This is a genomic window from Paenibacillus sp. O199 (assembly GCF_001636635.1).
Classification (GTDB): Bacteria; Bacillota; Bacilli; order Paenibacillales; family Paenibacillaceae; genus Paenibacillus; species Paenibacillus marchantiae.
Genome location: NZ_LGRP01000016.1, coordinates 19,041 through 37,499 on the forward strand (window position 1 = coordinate 19,041; position 18,459 = coordinate 37,499).

Genomic DNA, 18,459 nt, shown 5'->3' on the forward strand with positions numbered 1-18,459 from the left:
TCTCCTGATTAGGTAAAAAACGTTTTCGAACTAATAGTCTATTTGAAGGACCCTGGAGGTCCTTTTTCTTTTTAGTTTTACATGAAGTAAACGATTTCTATAAAACGTTTTCGATCATTACCAATTTCAAATTAAATTCCCTTTTAATTTCAATAATTATTAATAGATAGCGTCATTATCACTAATTTTATAGATATAATATCGGATTTTATAAGGGGATATCTAATTTTCATATGATTTTCTCTAAAATCCAGATGGTATTTTGAAAACGCTCTATCAGGTATGATTATTTTATAAATCAGAGGAGGGGGAACGGAGATGGAAACGCTAACAGAAAAATCCGCTTCCGCGAAAAAAAGCAGTGACCCCAATCCGCCAACACAAAAACGGCGGAACAGAGTTTGGGACAGTATGAAACAGCAAAAGTATCTCTATCTCATGTCATTGCCATTCGTAGCTTGGGTTTTTGTATTTAACTATCTGCCACTATGGGGATGGACGATGGCTTTCCAAAACTATAAACCGGCCAGATCGTTCGGTGATCAACAGTGGGTTGGTTTTAAACACTTTGCAGAGCTATTCAGCGATGATCGCTTCTATCTGGTACTTCGAAATACGCTTGCAATGAGCTTGATGGGACTGGTTATCGGTTTTATCGTGCCGATTTTCTTTGCGATTCTCTTGAATGAGATGAAAGGCATGTTCTTCAAGCGCGCCGTGCAAACGGTATCATATCTGCCTCACTTTGTATCCTGGGTCGTAGTGGCAGGGATTATTACCAAGATGCTCTCCACCGATGGCGGGATTATCAATGACCTTTTGGTAAACCTAAACATTATCGATCAGCCGATCCAATTCATGGCTAAGGGGAACCTGTTCTGGTACATTGTAACCGCTTCAGATATGTGGAAGGAAACCGGCTGGAATGCGATCATCTATCTGGCGGCCATTACCGGTATTGACCAGGAGCTTTACGAAGCTTCCCGTGTAGACGGAGCGAACCGCTGGAGACAAATGTGGCATATCACGTTGCCAGGCATTCGGACTACGATCTCTGTACTGTTCATCATGTCCATCGGGCATCTGATCAGTATCGGTTTTGAAAAGCAATTTTTGCTGCAAAACAGTCTAGTGCTAGACTACTCGGAAGTGCTTGATCTATACGCGCTCAATTATGGTTTGAATATGGGACGATTCTCGTATGGTACAGCCATAGGCATATTCAACTCCGTTGTCAGTATCATCCTTCTGTTTACAGCGAACGGATTGTTCAAAAAATTCACCAAAGAAAGCATCATGTAGGGAGGGGACGACATTATGGCGAACAAAGCATTCAATGCTACTCGGGGCGATAAGCTGTTCGATATATTCAACATCCTCGCGATGACCCTGGTGCTGATTGTAACACTGTATCCATTCCTGAACGTACTGGCTATCTCACTCAATAACTCGACAGATACCGTACGTGGTGGAATTTACTTGTGGCCACGTGATTTCACATTGCAAAACTACAAAACGATTTTCCAATACGATGGATTGCTGCAAGGTTTGCAGGTATCCATTCTACGTACAATTGTAGGTACCGTGCTCGGTTTGATCAGTTCCTCAATGATCGCATTTACACTGAGTCGTCCTGACTTTAAGTTGAGAAAGTTTGTTTCTACTGCACTTGCACTCACGATGTATTTCTCCGGTGGTCTGATTCCGGTGTACATCCTGATGCGTGACCTGAACCTGATCGGTACATTCTGGGTGTATGTATTGCCAGGTATGATCAGTGCGTTTAACGTGTTCATTATCCGTTCCTTCATTGATGGCCTGCCGTATGCATTGCAGGAATCAGCCAAGCTGGATGGTGCGAATGACTTTAAGATCTATTACAAAATCATTTTGCCACTCTGTAAACCGGTACTTGCAACTATCGCGTTGTTCCTGGCTGTAGGCCAGTGGAATGCTTGGTTCGATACGTACCTGTATAATGGTTCGAAGGCGCATCTGACCACGCTCCAGTACGAGCTGATGAAAGTACTGCAAAGTACACAGCAAGGCTCGGGAGCCGGACGTAACGCCAATGACATGGCACAGCAAATGACACAGATTTCACCGGAATCCATCAAAATGGCGATCACGATCGTTGTTACGGTTCCAATCCTGATTGTGTATCCATTCCTGCAAAAGTATTTTGTTGGTGGTATGACATTGGGTGCAGTAAAAGCTTAAGTAAGTTTGTACAGGCCGCCACATAGATAGAGTGGCCGTATAATAAAAGAAGCATCAGAATGCCCGAAGCGCAGCCATTTGGCCTGCGCTTCACCGTATAGGGCTGCGGAGTGGCATTCATGAAGCTATAGACAGGGACAAAAAAGTCCCGGATAGACAGACATATGAAACGGGAGGATTACCATTATGGCAAGAAACAAAATGAAGATTGCACTGGCTCCAGTACTTGCGATGTCTTTGCTCGCAGGTTGCGGTGGAGGAAACAGCGGCGAAACGTCGTTTAAGGACACTAGCGGTGATACGTCTCCGATTACTTTTGACTTTTTTAGCGTCGATCCCAGTCCGAACTGGAACGGTATGAAGGATGAAGTGGGCAAGGTCCTTACAGAGAAAACAGGAGTAACCCTTAACGGTGAGTTTGCCGTCAGTGGTGGTCAGGATAAAGTATCCTTAATGGCAGCAAGCGGAGACTATCCGGATATCGTTTCACCCAAAGGAGAGCTAAGCAAGCTCGTGGATGCTGGGGCAATGGTCGATCTGACTGATCTGATCGAGCAATATGCTCCCAATCTGAAGAAGCTGTATGGTAATTACATGGACCGGCTGAAATATAGCAACGAAGATCAAGGAATTTATGTACTGCCTACGTATTATGCGGTAGACCAGAAGTATTTTGATGCAGGCGGCGGATTTGGGATTCAGCAGCGTGTATTGAAAGAGCTGGGATACCCTGAAGTGCGTACACTGCAGGATTATGAAAATGTATTGAAGGCATATAAGGAGAAACATCCAACGATTGACGGTCAACCAACGATTCCGTTATCCCTGGACGCAGATGACTGGAGAATCATGATTACGGTAACGAATCCGGCCTTCCAGGCAACAGGTGCTCCGGATGACGGCGAGTACTATATTGATCCTGAGACATATGAGGCAAGTCTGCATTACAAACGTCCGGAAGAGAAAGAGTATTTCCGTTGGTTGAACCATATGTACGCAGAAGGACTGCTTGATCAGGACAGCTTCGTACAGAAAACAGATCAATACAAATCCAAAATTGCAAGTGGACGTGTTCTGGGCGTCATAGACCAGGATTGGGGTTATTCCGATGCGGAAAACGCATTGAAAGCAGCGGGCAAAGATGAAGCGACCTATTCACACTTCCCGGTAACTCTGTCTAAAGATATCAAGGATCATTCCTTCCAGGACCCTGGTTTTGTATCTGGATGGGGTGTAGGGATTACAACATCGAATCCGGACCCGGTTCGTACAATTAAATTCTTTGATTACCTAGCTTCTGAGGAAGGCCAAGTGTTGATGAACTGGGGTATTGAAGGTGAGCAGTACGAAGTGAAAGATGGCAAACGTGTGATTCCGGCCGATATTCAGGACCAAAAAACGAATAATGCTGCCGTATTCCAGAAAGAAACAGGTATTGGCCTCTATACCAATATGTCTGGTCACTATGGAGATGGTGTCAAGGATTCAACGGATAACTATTACACAACGAATTTCCCTGAACAGATTGTAGCGGCGTATTCCGATGCAGAGAAAGAGACACTCAAAGCATACGGCGCAACAACGTGGAAAGATCTATTCCCAAGTGAAGATGAGTTCCCGGTTAAACCATGGGGAGCAGCGTACAATATGCCAACTCCAGGTGACTCGGATTACAACGTTATTTTCCAAAAAACACAGGATATTATCCGTAAACGGATCCCTGAAGCGATCCTCAGTTCCCCTGAACAATTCGATGCCATTTATGATGGGATGATTGCCGAGCTGAATAAAGCCGGAGCAGAGGACATGGAAAAACAATACACTGAGCTGGTACAAAGCCGTGTTCAATTGTGGAGCGGTGAAGAGAGCAAGTAATTCGTTTCAGCAGAATAGTTTTTTCGAAAAAAGGGCCCAGGAAACTGGGTTCTTTTTTACACCTAAAACGTTTTCCGAAAAACGTTTTCAATTTTGTAAATTCACTATTGACAAGGACTTTTAGAGGGATTATTATTCAAATATGAAAGCACTTTCATTAGTGATTTATCAAGGCATGTACATGAATCTCTTCAGTCAAAAGGAGTACGGATTAGTTCCTCAAATTACTGGATAGAGCGAGTGTTTTTCACTTCATTTTAGAAAACGCTTTTTATGTTATAAAATCAAACGTTTTACAATGAGAATCACCCAATTACGGTATGTGCAGGTCAGCCTGTTCTACAATAGATAGCTTCATTTTATCCATAAGGGGGATTACACATGAAGGGCAAAACACCAAAAACATTCGCAATGCTTCTGTTAGCCAGCGCTCTTGCCATTACAGCAGGATGCAGTGGTAGCGGAGGAGGAACTACGGCTTCAGAAACACCAACGGACACAGGGGATACGACCAGTCCAATCACCTTCACGTTCTTTGGTGCTGACGCAAGTCCAAACTGGAACAACATGAAGGACGCAGTCGGCCAAGAAATTACGAAACAAACAGGTGTTACAATTGAAGCTGAGTATGATGTGAATAATGGTGGCGACCAAAAGATACCTTTGATGGCTGCCAGCGGTGAATACCCTGATATTATCTATCCTAAAGGCAACTTGTCTAAACTTGTGGATGCAGACGCGATGCTTGACCTGACAGATCTGATTGACAAATATGCACCTAACCTGAAGAAAATCTATGGGGACCAGATGAACCGTCTGAAATACAGTTTGGAAGATCAGTCCATTTACACGATCCCAACGAACATGGGTGTAGATAATGTTGCGTTTGATGCTACAGGCGGATTCGAGATTCAGCAAAAGGTATTGAAAGAACTCGGCTACCCAGAAGTGAAAACGCTTGAGGATTACGAGAAAGTTCTGAAAGAATATTATGCAAAACATCCAACACTTGACGGACAGCCAACCATTCCGCTGACGCTGAATGCAGATGACTGGAAGATTATGATTACGGTAACGAATCCAGCCTTCCAGGCAACAGGTGGACCGGATGACGGTGAATATTATATTAACCCTGAAACATATGAAGCGGTGTTGCACTATAAACGTCCAGAGGAGAAAGAATACTTCCGCTGGTTGAACAAAATGTACAATGAAGGCATTCTCGACAAAGATACATTTGTGCAGAAGGACGATCAATACAAATCCAAAATCGCAAGCGGTCGGGTACTGGGGCTGATTGACCAGGAATGGAACTATGGTGAAGCTGAGAATGCTTTGAAATCAGTTAAAAATGGCGAGAATACCTACGCTCACTTCTCTGTATCCCTCAACAAGGATATTGTGGATCATACGTTCCAACCAACCGGATTCGATGGATATGGCATCGGAATTTCCAAAACTGCAAAAGACCCTGTACGTATTATCAAATTCATGGATTGGCTCGCTTCGGATGAAGGCCAGGTGCTGAGAAACTGGGGGATTGAAGGCGAACAATACAAAGTGGAAAATGGCCAACGTATCATTCCTGAGGATGTACAGGACCGCAAGACCAATGACAACTCGGCGTTTACCAAAGAAACAGGAGTCGGTATGTATAACATCTTCAGCGCAAGATATGGCGATGGTGTCAAAGATTCCACAGGCAATTACTACACAACGAACTTCCCTGAGCAGATCCAAGCAGGTTATACTGCGGCAGAGAAGGAAACATTGAAAGCTTATGGCATTACAACGTGGAAAGATTTCTATCCTTCTGAAGACGACTTGAAGCTGAAAGATTGGGGCGCAGCATATAACATGCCTGTACCTTCGGATACGGATTATAACGTAACGTTCCAGAAAACGCAGGACATTATCCGTAAACGTATTCCTGAAGCCATCCTTGCCAAACCTGAGAAATTCGACCAAGTGTATGATGATCTCCTGGCTGAACTTGATAAAGCAGGGGCGGTAGACATGGAGAAACAATATACCGTTTGGATCAAGGAACGTGTATCTCTCTGGACAGGTAAAGACGTGAAATAATACTGAAAATAAGGTATGATAAACGATCATTTTCGAAGCAAAATGGGTCCCTTAAAAGGGGCCTTTTTTGTTGTTGACGAAAGGGGGAGGATAGCATATAATCGTTAATGTAAGCACTTTCAATAAGCGTTTTAAATTATTTTTCGAAAACGTTTTATGTAAGTTGATAAGAGAGTTTTCATTGGTTTAGATTTTGATAAAAAGAGTGCAAATTTAATTTTTAGTAAGCGCATACAGAAATGCGTCTTATAACGGTATCCTCAGGCTTAAAGCCTGTTATACAGATAAAACCTTCATAAATAATAGGGGGACTAGACAATGAGAGGCAAAATGAAAGGCAATACACCCAAGACGTTTGCAATGTTGATGCTCGCAAGTGCAATGCTAGTTACAGCTGGCTGCGGAAATTCGGGAAGTAAAGAAGCCTCAGAGTCCAGTGGAACCGAACCGGTTACTTTCACATTCTTTGGTGCGGATGCGAGTCCAACCTGGAACAAGATGCAGGATGCAGTCGGTAAAGAGATTACCAAGCAAACAGGCGTTACGATTGAAGCTGAGTATGATGTAAACAATGGTGGAGACCAGAAAATTGCACTTATGGCGGCTAGCGGTGAGTACCCTGATATTGTTTTTCCAAAAGGTAACTTGTCTAAACTAGTAGATGCAGGGGCAATGCTTGACCTGACGGATCTGATTGAGGAGCATGCTCCAAACCTGAAAAAAATATATGGGGACCAGATGAACCGGCTGAAATACAGTTCGGAAGATCAGGCCATTTATACAATCCCAACGAATATGGGTGTTGATAATGTTGCGTTTGACGCAACAGGCGGATTTGAAATTCAGCAAAAAGTACTTAAAGAGCTCGGATACCCTGAAGTGAAAACACTTGAGGATTACGAGAATGTATTGAAAGAATATGTGAAAAAACACCCAACGATTGACGGTCAGCCGACCATTCCATTGACGCTGAATGCAGATGATTGGAAGATTATGATTACAGTAACGAACCCGGCCTTCCAAGCAACTGGAGCACCCGATGATGGAGAATATTATATCAACCCTGAAACATATGAAGCGATGTTGCACTACAAACGTCCAGAGGAGAAAGAATACTTCCGCTGGTTGAACAAAATGTACAATGAAGGACTGCTGGACAAAGATACATTTGTCCAAAAAGATGACCAATATAAATCCAAAATCGCAAGTGGTCGCGTACTCGGTCTGATTGACCAGGAGTGGAATTATCAAGAAGCAGAAAATGCACTCAAATCAGCGGGCAAAGATGACAGCACATATGCTCACTTCTCTGTATCCCTGAACAAGGACATTGTGGACCATACATTCCAGCCAACCGGATTTGACGGATATGGCATCGGGATTACAACTTCTGCCAAAGATCCGGTTCGTATTATCAAATTCATGGACTGGCTCGCTTCGGACGAAGGTCAAGTTTTGAGAAACTGGGGCATTGAAGGTCAACACTACAATGTAGAGGATGGTCAACGGGTGATTCCTCAAGATATTCAGGATCGTAAAACCAATGACAACTCCAACTTCACCAAAGAAACAGGAATCGGTATGTATAGCGTGTTTAGTGCGAGATACGGTGATGGCGTGAAAGATTCCACGGATAACTTTTACACAACGAACTTCCCAGAGCAGATCCAGGCTGGTTATACTGCCGCAGAGAAAGAAACGTTGAAAGCATATGGCATTACAACATGGAAAGAATTCTATCCTTCTGAAGATGATTTGCAACTGAAAGACTGGGGCGCAGCATACAACATGCCTGTACCATCAGGTACAGATTATGAGGTAACGTTCCGAAAAACACAGGATATCGTGCGCAAACGTATTCCTGAAGCTGTTCTGACTACAGCTGCGAACTTTGATAAAGTATACGATGATTTCCTCGCCGAGTTGGACAAAGCCGGCGCAGTTGAAATGGAGAAACAGTACACTGTTTGGGTTAAGGATCGTGTTTCCCTGTGGACAGGTAAAGACGTTAAATAACTTATGTTTTAATTGAATAGGCAGATATACAAAAAAGGCCCTGAGCAAGGGTCTTTTTTTGCTGTCCATGTGATGTTTAACATTGACGCAAATTTCGAAATCAAATATAATTTTCTTACTGTAAGCACTTTCAGATAAACGACAATTTAGCCTTGTAGGTAAGCGGATTTCAATCAAGTAAAACAGTATTTATATTGGTTATTTAGCTATACCGAAAACGTTTTAGTAATGAATGAAAAATAGTTGATTAGGAACAGGAGTTATCTATGACCCCATTTAATGAGAGAACAAAAGAAAATCGTCTGTGGTATCGTCAGCCTGCTACTCGCTGGGAAGAGGCGTTGCCTATCGGTAATGGTCGCCTTGGCGGTATGGTATACGGCGGAGCATCGGGTGAACAAATCCAGCTAAATGAAGATACATTGTGGTCCGGATTTCCACGCGACACCATTCAGTACAGCAGTCAGCGGTATCTGAAACAGACCCGTGAACTGATTATGTCCGGGCAATATAGCGAAGCTGAACAATTGCTGAACCGCGAAATGCTGGGACGTGATGTGGAAGCTTATCAGCCGATGGGCCACTTTAAGTTGCAGCACGATGAACTGGATGGGATCCCGTACGATGAATTTGAGCGGGAGCTTGATCTCCATAGCGGCATTGCAACGACGAAGTATTCATATCAAGGCACTCGTTATGTACGTGAAGTTTACGCCAGTGCAACAGATGATCTCATGATCTGTACCATCACTGCTGATCGTATGGGATCTGTAAACGTAAGCGTTACGTTGGACAGTCCACATCCTTATAACGTTGAGACTTCGGACGATGCACTTACACTGTTGAGTCGCTGTCCGAGTCATGTTGAATCGAATTATTTCAGGGATCATCCGGAGTCTGTCATCTACGAAGAAGATCGTGGAACGGCTTATGCTATGCGACTGGCCGCGACTGCGACGGGCAAGAATGCCGAAGTAACGGTTATGGACGGAAGACTTCATATTCAGGGAGCTGACCAGGTTATTTTTTATCTGACAGCGGCGACCGCCTTTGAAGGCTATGATGTGATGCCTGTTAAAGATGGTGTGCTTCTGGATCAGGAGTGCAGGGAAGTAATCACAAAAGCGATGGCTCATGGCATGAAGGCTCTTCGGGAGCGACATGTCCTGGATCATGGGACTTTATTTTCAAGAGTATCTATTGATCTCGGCGCTTCAGCCAATGAAGAATTGCCTACAGATGAGCGACTGCAAGCGTACCAGGCTGGAGCCAATGATCCTGGCCTGGAGGCACTCTATTTTCAATATGGTAGATATTTGTTAATGGGTAGTTCACGTGAAGGTAGCCAGCCAGCCAATCTGCAGGGAATCTGGAATCATCAGGTGGAGCCGCCCTGGCACAGTGATTACACGATTAATATCAATACCGAGATGAATTACTGGCCGGCAGAAGTATGCAACCTGAGTGAATGCCATGAGCCGCTGTTTGGCTTGTTGGAGGATCTAAGCGATACCGGGAGAAGAACGGCACGTATTTTGTACGGAGCACGTGGCTGGACAGCCCATCATAATGTAGATATTTGGAGGACATCCACGCCTACAGGCGGAGACGCAAGTTGGGCGTTCTGGCCAATGGGCGGCGTGTGGCTGACCTCACATCTATGGGAGCATTATCTGTTTACCCGTGATCAACAATTTCTCGCGGAACGCGCGTATCCAATCATGAAGGAAGCGGCACTCTTCTGTCTGGACTGGTTGGTGGAGGGACCAGACGGATATCTGGTTACGGCTCCATCGACCTCTCCGGAGAACAAGTTCCTGACTGAGGAAGGAGAGGCTCGCAGCATCTCCATGGCTTCGACGATGGATATGACATTGATTCGTGAGTTGTTCGATCGGTGCATTGAAGCAACGAAGCAGCTGGATGTGGATCAGCAGCTGGCGAAGGAGTGGAGCGAAGCACGCAGCAAGCTCTATCCATTCAAGATCGGAAGCGAGGGGCAGCTGCAGGAATGGTTTAAGGATTTTGCCGAATCCGAACCAGGGCATCGTCACGTCTCCCATCTGTATGGTTTGTACCCAGGGGAGCAGATCAACCGACTGGATACGCCGGAACTGGTGGAAGCAGCACGAGTGTCACTTGAACGTCGCATCTCACAAGGTGGCGGGCATACAGGTTGGAGCTGTGCCTGGTTGATCAATCTGTATGCGAGGCTGCTGGATAGCAAGCTGGCACATCAGTTTGTCCGTACGCTGCTGGCTCGATCCACGCATCCTAATCTGTTCGATGATCATCCGCCGTTCCAGATCGATGGCAACTTTGGTGGCACTGCCGGTATTGCGGAGATGCTGTTGCAAAGCCATTTAGGCGAATTACATCTGCTGCCAGCGCTGCCTGAGTACTGGGCCAGTGGCAGTGTGAAAGGGCTTCGGGCACGAGGTGCATACACGGTGGCAATCGCGTGGGCAGATGGCAGACTCTCAAGCGCCGAAATTAAGGCTGATCACGCTGGTTCGATAACCATTCGGAGTGCATACCCACTGCGTGTGGAAGGAAACGATCAGCCTAAGGCGCAGTTAACACCTCAGGGTGATTATGTAGTGATTTTAACCATGACCGCAGGACAGACGATCCGCGTGTCATCATGAGACGGAGGAGTAGACGATGACGATTTTTAAATTTCCACAAGATTTCCGCTGGGGAACAGCAACAGCTTCCTATCAAATAGAAGGTGCAGCGCAGGAAGGCGGACGCGGGGTATCCATCTGGGATACGTTTGCCCGTACACCCGGCAAAGTATTCAATGGAGATAATGGTGATGTCGCATGTGACAGTTACCACCGCTATGAGGAAGACATCGAGCTGATGAAAAAGCTTGGGATCAACACCTACCGATTCTCGATCGCCTGGCCGCGTATTATTCCTGATGGAGATGGCGAGATCAATCGGGAAGGATTGGACTTCTATCATCGATTCGTAGATAAGTTGCTTGAAGCGGGAATCGAACCTTTCTGTACGCTGTATCATTGGGACCTGCCTCAGACGCTGGAGGATATCGGAGGTTGGGGCAATCGTAGGACGGTGGATGCATTTGTAAAATATGCTGAGGTCATCTTTAAGGAGTTTTCCGGTAAAATTAATTTCTGGCTGACTTTCAATGAACCATGGTGTATTGCTTTTCTGTCCAACTTGCTCGGCATTCATGCACCAGGAAATAAGGACCTGCAAACATCCATTAATGTTGCTCACGGACTGCTGGTTGCTCACGGTAAAGCCGTTCAGTCGTTCCGTCGCTTGGGTACAACAGGACAGATTGGTATTGCACCCAATGTATGCTGGGCTGAGCCTTACAGCAAATCTCCAGAAGATCAGGCAGCCTGCGACCGTTCCATTGCACTGAATACCGATTGGTTCCTAGACCCGATCTACAAAGGATCGTATCCACAATTTATGGTGGACTGGTTCGCTGAAGCTGGAGCTACCGTACCAATTCAGGAAGGTGATATGGAAATCATCTCGCAACCCATTGATCTGTTGGGCATTAACTATTACACCATGGGAATCAATCGTTTCAATCCAGAGGCGGGTGCATTGCAATCCGAAGAGGTCGATATGGGACTTACTAAGACAGATATTGGCTGGCCTGTGGAATCACGCGGATTGTATGAGTTCATGCATTACTTGCAAAAATACGGAAATGTGGATGTCTACATCACAGAAAATGGTGCATGCATCAATGATGATTTGGAAAATGGCAAAATCAATGATGATCGCCGGATTGCATACTATGAGCAGCATTTGGCCCAAATTCATCGGATTATCAACGACGGAATCAACCTGAAAGGCTACATGGCTTGGTCTTTGATGGATAACTTTGAGTGGGCGGAAGGATACCGTATGCGCTTTGGTCTTGTGCATGTGGATTACCGTTCATTGGTCAGAACACCTAAAGAAAGCTATTACTGGTATCAAAATGTGATCAAAAATAATTGGTTGGAAACACGAATTTAAGCTTTAATTTCAATATTCCAGGAAGAAGTGCTCAGAACCTGACATAACTAAGTAATTACGTTATTTCAATTGTTAAATGCAGGGACATACGTGTTTAATCAGAAAAAAGACGTTGATTCGATTATCCGAATCAACGTCTTTTTTATTGTTTTATTTTCAGCCAGGACTCACATGTTCATGAAGGTTTCATAAGGTCTAAGCTGTTTCATGTTATGAGGAGAGCGTTTTTGGGTTATAAGAAGTAAGAAGAAGTGATCTGCTCCTTGTCAACAGTTAAAATACAAATAAAGTGTCCAAATTGCGAAATAAATTTGAACATTTGTTGACTAAAAATCATACTGATGTGGTATATTGGTATAAGGAAAGCACTTACAAAAAGGGAAAAGGAAGTGTTTACTATGGCATCGAAGACAGCAATGGTAAGCCAATTGGAACGCAAAGATAAAAATATGCGGCGTGCAGTGCTAACGATGACAGTTCTGGCTTGGATTGCCCTCATTACGGGAGTAGTCATGTGCCTGATCAACCTGAATGATTTTAATGATCGTAACCTCGGATTAATGGTGGGTATCGGTTTCTTGGTTGGCAGTGTATTTATTTACGTTATTGCCAAATCGATTGGACTTGTTCATACACGCCGGGAAGACGAAGGCGCCGATTAAATAATCTTGCGTTAATTCGTTCATAATAAGACTGGATGAGCACCCGGAATCCCAGTCAATAAAGCCCTTTGCGGATTCGTTGATACTGTTCAACGGGACTGCAAAGGGTTTTATTTTGTGACTTGAAGTGTAAAGATTACAATGAGGAAATATCAAGTATGCAAGTGATTTGTGAGAAAAAATTCACACATTTAAGGTGTAAAATCGACAAATTTGTTAACATGAACAAAAAAGTTGCTCATTTCTGATATCTTTAGATGGAAGAGAGTAGTATACTGTTTTTTCAGTATGAGCGAATTTAAGGAGAGGGGATCAAGATGAACAAGAAACCTAGGTCGCTAATTCGGATAATCATTCCGGTTGTCCTGACGTTGGTTACAATTGCATTGATTGTCTGGCCAATGCTGGCAGGCGGGCAGTACGTTGTTCTGGATCCGAAAGGGCCTGTTGGCGCTTCGCAGAGAGATTTGATTGTCATTTCGACAATTCTGTGTGCAGTCGTTATTGTGCCTGTATTGATTTTGTCTGCTGTAATTGTATGGCGTTACCGCGACAAACCGGACAATAAATCTGCTTATGAGCCTAACTGGTCTCATAGCACTAAAGCGGAGGCTATCTGGTGGACCGTTCCGATTATTATTATTGGGTTGCTGGCGGTTGTAACAATCCGCTACACCTATGATCTGGAACCTTCGAAGCCATTGGCTTCCGAGAAAGCACCGGTGACCATTCAAGTATCTTCACTGGACTGGAAATGGTTGTTTATGTATCCGGAGCAAGGTATTGCAACGGTCAACACGTTGAATATCCCGGCAGACCGGCCCGTAAAATTTGAGCTCACCGCGGATTCACCGATGAACTCGTTCTGGATTCCGCAGCTTGGTGGACAGATTTATACAATGTCGGGTATGGCGATGACCTTGTACTTGCAAGCTGATCATGAAGGTCAATATTGGGGTTCAGGTGCCAACTTTACCGGGGAACACTTCGCCCAAATGCGTTTTGACGTCAATGCTACATCGGAGGAAGACTTCGACAAATGGGTGACTGAAGTGAAACAACAATCCCAACCGCTGACGCAAGAAACGTATAAAACACTGGCGGAACCGGGAACAAGCAATGTAGCTTATTATTCTTCCTTCCCTGAAGGACTGTTCCAAGACATCGTGACCAAGTATGTTATTGACGGTCAAAGCGCTCACAGCAAGCACGGTGAAGCTTCAGGTGCCAAAGAGATTACTACGCAAGACGTGGACAAGAGTGCTAACTAAAGATTCGAAAGGAGGCCCCCAATGTTAGAGAGACTTAAGGAGTTTGCATCGGAGTTTTTCGTTACCGGTGATCCGCTGATTTATGGTGCGGACGTGGCGATCGGAATTACGATGATTACCATCGTAGCGGTGTTGACTTATTTCAAAAAATGGGGCTGGCTCTGGCGTAACTGGTTAACTACCGTCGATCACAAAAAGATCGGTATTATGTATATTATTGCTTCCATTATCATGCTTTTCCGTGGTGGTGTGGATGCACTGATGATGCGTCTTCAGCTAGCTATGCCTAACATGGATTTCTTACATCCTGAGCATTATAATCAGGTCTTTACGACTCATGGTACGATCATGATCTTGTTCATGGCGATGCCGTTTATGTTCGGTTTATTTAATGTTATTGTACCGCTTCAAATAGGGGCAAGGGACGTTGCGTTCCCATTCCTTAATGCACTAAGCTTCTGGTTATTCTTCTTGGGAGCAATGCTGTTCAACCTGTCCTTCGTTATCGGTGGTTCACCGGACGCAGGTTGGCTCAGTTATCCGCCTTTATCGGAGCTATCGCATAGCCCGGGGGTGGGACAAAACTTCTATATATGGGGTATTCAGATTTCGGGTATCGGTTCCCTGGCTACCGGTATCAACTTCCTGGTTACCATCATTAAAATGCGTGCGCCAGGCATGAAATGGATGAAAATGCCGATGTTTACATGGTCGGTATTCTCCACTTGTATTATCATTCTGTTTGCATTCCCAATCTTGACAGTGACACTTGCATTGCTCTTCCTCGACAGGTTTGCGGGGGCGCATTTCTTCACACTTGATCTGGGCGGTAATCCGATGATGTATATCAACTTGATCTGGATGTGGGGTCACCCTGAGGTATATATCGTTGTCTTGCCGGCATTCGGTGTGTTCTCCGAGATTGTAAGTACATTCTCGAAGAAAAAATTGTTTGGTTACAAATCAATGGTATTTGCGATGCTGATCATTAGCTTCCTGTCCTTCTTTACATGGGCGCATCACTTCTTCACGATGGGTTCGGGAGCAGACGTTAATGCATTCTTCGCCGTAACCACGATGTTGATAGCCATACCAACAGGGGTTAAGATCTTCAACTGGCTGTTTACCATGTTCCGGGGAAGGATACGCATGGATACCCCGATGCTATGGACACTTGCATTTATTCCATGCTTTATCGTCGGAGGTATGACGGGGGTTATGTTATCCGTTGCACCTGCTGACTTCCAGTTCCACAACAGTTACTTCCTGATTGCCCACTTCCACCAAGTATTGATCGGTGGTGTAGTATTCGGATACTTTGCAGGTCTGTACTACTGGTGGCCTAAAATGTTTGGATTCCAACTGCCAGAAAAACTGGGTAAATGGGCTTTCTGGACTTGGAATATCGGTTTCTATGTCTGCTTCATGCCGCAGTACGCTGTCGGTTTGATGGGTATGACACGTCGTCTGAGCACCTATGGCTGGGATACCGGCTGGTGGGAACTGAACTTTGTATCCACAATCGGGGCTTTCCTGATGGGTGTCGGATTCTTGTTCCAGGTAGCACAAATCGCAGACGGCATTCGGAAATACAAAACACTCAAAGCATCTGGCGACCCTTGGGGTGGTCGTACGCTCGAGTGGTCGATTCCTTCACCTGCTCCTGAATATAACTTCGCCATTACACCGCGCGGAGATGATATTGATGAGTGGTGGGAAGAGAAAGAACGTCGTGCCAAAGGCATCTATCCACCTGAACAGCCGCTTGAGCCGATTCATATGCCTAAAAATTCCGCGATTCCGTTCATCATGTCTATATGCTGGTTCGTTGCCGGTTTCGGCTTTGTATTCGGATGGCTGTGGATGGCGATTCTTGGACTCGCTGGCGTAGGGATTTGCATGATCGCTCGTTCATTCTCATACGATACGGATTATTATATTCCGGTTGACGAAATTAAGCGTACCGAAGCGTCGTTAAGGGGGTCGGTATAAATGGCTCAAGCAGCCGCGAAGCACGGTCATGACCATGCACATGATCATGACCATGGTCACCATGACCCGCAAGAATTGAAAATACTCGGATTCTGGTTCTTCCTGATTTCCGACGTTATCCTGTTCTCCGTGTTGTTCGCAACCTTTATTGTGTTGCGTGACAATTCGGCGGGCGGACCTGTATTGTCTGAACTGATCAAAATGCCTGGCGTTATTGCCGAGACATTTATCTTGCTCACAAGTTCATTCACAAGTGGACTTGCGGTTCTTGCCATGAATCAGGGCAAGGTGAAGCAATTGATCAGCTGGCTGGCAGTTACAGCTGTTCTGGGTGCGAGCTTTATCGCCCTGGAAGTAACGGAATTTATTGAGTTGATTCATGAAGGGTTCAGTTATACAACGAGTGCAGCTTCTGGTGCATTCTTCACCCTTGTGGGAACTCACGGACTTCACGTATCGCTCGGTCTGATCTGGATGATCGGATTGATGCTTCAACTGAAAAAACGTGGAATTACCGATGTTACTCGCGGTAAAATCAACGTAATCAGCTTGTACTGGCACTTCTTGGACGTCGTCTGGATTTTCCTCCTGTCGATCGTCTATCTGATGGGGGTGATGTAGATGGCAGAGCATAACTCACATGAATCCCATGGCCACGAACAGCATGGTTCACTCAAGTCCTATGTCATCGGCTTCATTCTGTCCGTTGTCCTGACCATTGTTCCTTTGGTAGTGGTTCTGAATGACATGATGGGCAGAACAGCAACACTGAGTGTCGTTCTGGTAACAGCAGCACTTCAGTTTGTGGTTCAACTCTTCTTCTTCATGCATATCCGTGAATCGGAGAAGCCGCGTTGGAATGTAATGGCTTTGATCTTTGGTCTGTTGATCATGATGACCATCGTTATTGGTTCCATCTGGATCATGTTGAACAATACAGTTGCACATTAAGTTTTATAGGTTCAGGGATCTCCCGACTTTATTTAAAAGTCGGGAGATCTTTTTTTTTTCCTTTTTCCATCCTGAATGCGGGCAGAATAAGGGAAGGGACGCATGAGATACAAAAAGTCGAAATATTGTCGAAAAAAGTTCTTGATTTTTTTTCTTGAATCCGTATACTCAGAAATATAAGTAATCCGAAACGTTTTGGAGGAAAGCAATTGGCTACAATCAAAGACATATCACAAATGACGGGATTTTCGATTACGACCGTATCCAGAGCTCTGAATGGGTACTCGGACGTCAGCGATAGTACGCGCAAACTGATTAAAGAAGCCGCCGAAACCCTGAACTATAGTCCAAATGGTCTAGCGAGAGGCCTGGTCATGAAGGAAACCAAAACGCTGGGGTTGCTCGTATCAGGCATGACGTACAAAAACATCGATAACAACTTTGTTTTCGAAGTGCTTTGCGGTATTAATGATAGCGCTGCCAATTCGGATTATGATCTGATTTTGTTCAGCACAAATACAGCGAAGCAAAAGATGAAAACGTACACACAGCTGTGCAGGGAACGAAAGGTGGACGGTGTCATTCTTCAGGGTGTGAAGACGGATGATCCGTATTTGCAGGAAGTATTGGATAGTGACATTCCTTGTGTATTGATTGATATACCCATTCACAGTGAGTATGTTGGTTTTGTATCAACGAATCACAAACAAAGTGCACAGACTGCTGTAGAGCACCTTATTGGTTTGGGTCATCGGCAGATTGCCATGGTGAACGGGTACCCCGAGGCTTTTGTATCCAAGGAGCGTTATGAAGGATATTCCGATGCAATGCGAAATGCAGGGTTGAGCTTGAAGCCTGAATGGATCGTAAACGGGAATTTCACGGAAGAGGAAGCACAGCAACAAGCTTCTGAATTGTTGAAGACATATCCGGAAATTACCGCAGTTTTTTGCGCAAGCGACATGATGGCTTTGGGTGTAATGAAGGCTGCGAATGAAATAGGCATCTCTATACCGGATGAATTATCTGTAGTAGGATTTGACGACATTCCAACAGCCGCTTATTTTCAACCACCACTCACCACCATCGGCCAGAACATGTATCAGTTGGGACATGAAGCTGCAAACCTGTTGATGGGCATGCTGAGATCGGAAGACAGTCCCAAATTTAATATTTTGCAAAATGAATTGGTTTTGAGATCCTCAACAGCCAAACCAGGTCGCTGAGTTTAGCTGAGAAACGGTTCGCGAGGGATTGCAAAATGAACGAGATGAAGAGAGCACCGAAATGTTTTTTAAATCCGAAACGTTTCGGTATTATTTTCACTCAAATCCAAAACGTTTCGGATACAACATAAGATAGACATAGGGGGAATA

General features: G+C 44.9%; 13 protein-coding genes. All 13 read left to right on the forward strand.

Going from position 1 to position 18,459, the window contains the following annotated elements; genetic code table 11:
- Positions 1–318: 318 nt before the first annotated feature.
- The 13 genes from A6049_RS21145 to A6049_RS21205 all read left to right on the forward strand — a co-directional run bounded on the left by A6049_RS21145 (position 319) and on the right by A6049_RS21205 (position 18,309).
- Positions 319–1,302 (forward strand): ABC transporter permease, encoded by a 984-nt coding sequence (locus A6049_RS21145; RefSeq protein WP_063566552.1) that lies wholly within the window; start codon positions 319–321, stop codon positions 1,300–1,302.
- A gap of 15 nt (positions 1,303–1,317) precedes the next feature.
- Entirely contained in the window at positions 1,318–2,220 is a 903-nt protein-coding gene (locus A6049_RS21150) for a carbohydrate ABC transporter permease (protein WP_063566553.1), read from the forward strand.
- A gap of 186 nt (positions 2,221–2,406) precedes the next feature.
- Positions 2,407–4,095, forward strand: coding sequence for an ABC transporter substrate-binding protein (locus A6049_RS21155; RefSeq protein ID WP_063566554.1), 1,689 nt, complete (start codon positions 2,407–2,409; stop codon positions 4,093–4,095).
- A gap of 381 nt (positions 4,096–4,476) precedes the next feature.
- Complete coding sequence (locus tag A6049_RS21160) at positions 4,477–6,180, forward strand: ABC transporter substrate-binding protein (RefSeq protein ID WP_063566555.1); 1,704 nt, start codon at positions 4,477–4,479, stop codon at positions 6,178–6,180.
- 330 nt (positions 6,181–6,510) lie between these two features.
- Positions 6,511–8,196 (forward strand): ABC transporter substrate-binding protein, encoded by a 1,686-nt coding sequence (locus A6049_RS21165; RefSeq protein ID WP_063566630.1) that lies wholly within the window; start codon positions 6,511–6,513, stop codon positions 8,194–8,196.
- A 266-nt stretch (positions 8,197–8,462) separates the two neighbouring features.
- Positions 8,463–10,844 (forward strand): glycoside hydrolase family 95 protein, encoded by a 2,382-nt coding sequence (locus A6049_RS21170; protein WP_063566556.1) that lies wholly within the window; start codon positions 8,463–8,465, stop codon positions 10,842–10,844.
- Positions 10,845–10,860: 16 nt separating this feature from the next.
- Positions 10,861–12,207 (forward strand): GH1 family beta-glucosidase, encoded by a 1,347-nt coding sequence (locus tag A6049_RS21175; protein ID WP_063566557.1) that lies wholly within the window; start codon positions 10,861–10,863, stop codon positions 12,205–12,207.
- Between the two features lie 398 nt (positions 12,208–12,605).
- Complete coding sequence (locus A6049_RS21180) at positions 12,606–12,869, forward strand: hypothetical protein (RefSeq protein WP_024631414.1); 264 nt, start codon at positions 12,606–12,608, stop codon at positions 12,867–12,869.
- 317 nt (positions 12,870–13,186) lie between these two features.
- Positions 13,187–14,140, forward strand: a complete 954-nt coding sequence (cyoA, locus tag A6049_RS21185; protein ID WP_063566558.1) for a ubiquinol oxidase subunit II — start codon at positions 13,187–13,189, stop codon at positions 14,138–14,140.
- 21 nt (positions 14,141–14,161) lie between these two features.
- Complete coding sequence (locus tag A6049_RS21190; protein ID WP_063566559.1) at positions 14,162–16,132, forward strand: cbb3-type cytochrome c oxidase subunit I; 1,971 nt, start codon at positions 14,162–14,164, stop codon at positions 16,130–16,132.
- Positions 16,133–16,753, forward strand: a complete 621-nt coding sequence (gene cyoC, locus A6049_RS21195) for a cytochrome o ubiquinol oxidase subunit III (protein WP_063566560.1) — start codon at positions 16,133–16,135, stop codon at positions 16,751–16,753.
- Positions 16,754–17,083, forward strand: a complete 330-nt coding sequence (gene cyoD, locus A6049_RS21200) for a cytochrome o ubiquinol oxidase subunit IV (protein ID WP_063566561.1) — start codon at positions 16,754–16,756, stop codon at positions 17,081–17,083.
- Positions 17,084–17,292: 209 nt separating this feature from the next.
- Positions 17,293–18,309 (forward strand): LacI family DNA-binding transcriptional regulator, encoded by a 1,017-nt coding sequence (locus tag A6049_RS21205; protein WP_063566562.1) that lies wholly within the window; start codon positions 17,293–17,295, stop codon positions 18,307–18,309.
- Positions 18,310–18,459 lie beyond the last annotated feature (150 nt).

What these genes read in the sequence shown, in the direction of transcription:
- A6049_RS21145 (WP_063566552.1), top strand. Translation starts at nt 319, where the DNA reads ATGGAAACGCTAACAGAAAAATCCGCTTCCGCGAAAAAAAGCAGTGAC.
- A6049_RS21150 (WP_063566553.1), top strand. Translation starts at nt 1,318, where the DNA reads ATGGCGAACAAAGCATTCAATGCTACTCGGGGCGATAAGCTGTTCGAT.
- A6049_RS21155 (WP_063566554.1), top strand. Translation starts at nt 2,407, where the DNA reads ATGGCAAGAAACAAAATGAAGATTGCACTGGCTCCAGTACTTGCGATG.
- A6049_RS21160 (WP_063566555.1), top strand. Translation starts at nt 4,477, where the DNA reads ATGAAGGGCAAAACACCAAAAACATTCGCAATGCTTCTGTTAGCCAGC.
- A6049_RS21165 (WP_063566630.1), top strand. Translation starts at nt 6,511, where the DNA reads ATGAAAGGCAATACACCCAAGACGTTTGCAATGTTGATGCTCGCAAGT.
- A6049_RS21170 (WP_063566556.1), top strand. Translation starts at nt 8,463, where the DNA reads ATGACCCCATTTAATGAGAGAACAAAAGAAAATCGTCTGTGGTATCGT.
- A6049_RS21175 (WP_063566557.1), top strand. Translation starts at nt 10,861, where the DNA reads ATGACGATTTTTAAATTTCCACAAGATTTCCGCTGGGGAACAGCAACA.
- A6049_RS21180 (WP_024631414.1), top strand. Translation starts at nt 12,606, where the DNA reads ATGGCATCGAAGACAGCAATGGTAAGCCAATTGGAACGCAAAGATAAA.
- cyoA (WP_063566558.1), top strand. Translation starts at nt 13,187, where the DNA reads ATGAACAAGAAACCTAGGTCGCTAATTCGGATAATCATTCCGGTTGTC.
- A6049_RS21190 (WP_063566559.1), top strand. Translation starts at nt 14,162, where the DNA reads ATGTTAGAGAGACTTAAGGAGTTTGCATCGGAGTTTTTCGTTACCGGT.
- cyoC (WP_063566560.1), top strand. Translation starts at nt 16,133, where the DNA reads ATGGCTCAAGCAGCCGCGAAGCACGGTCATGACCATGCACATGATCAT.
- cyoD (WP_063566561.1), top strand. Translation starts at nt 16,754, where the DNA reads ATGGCAGAGCATAACTCACATGAATCCCATGGCCACGAACAGCATGGT.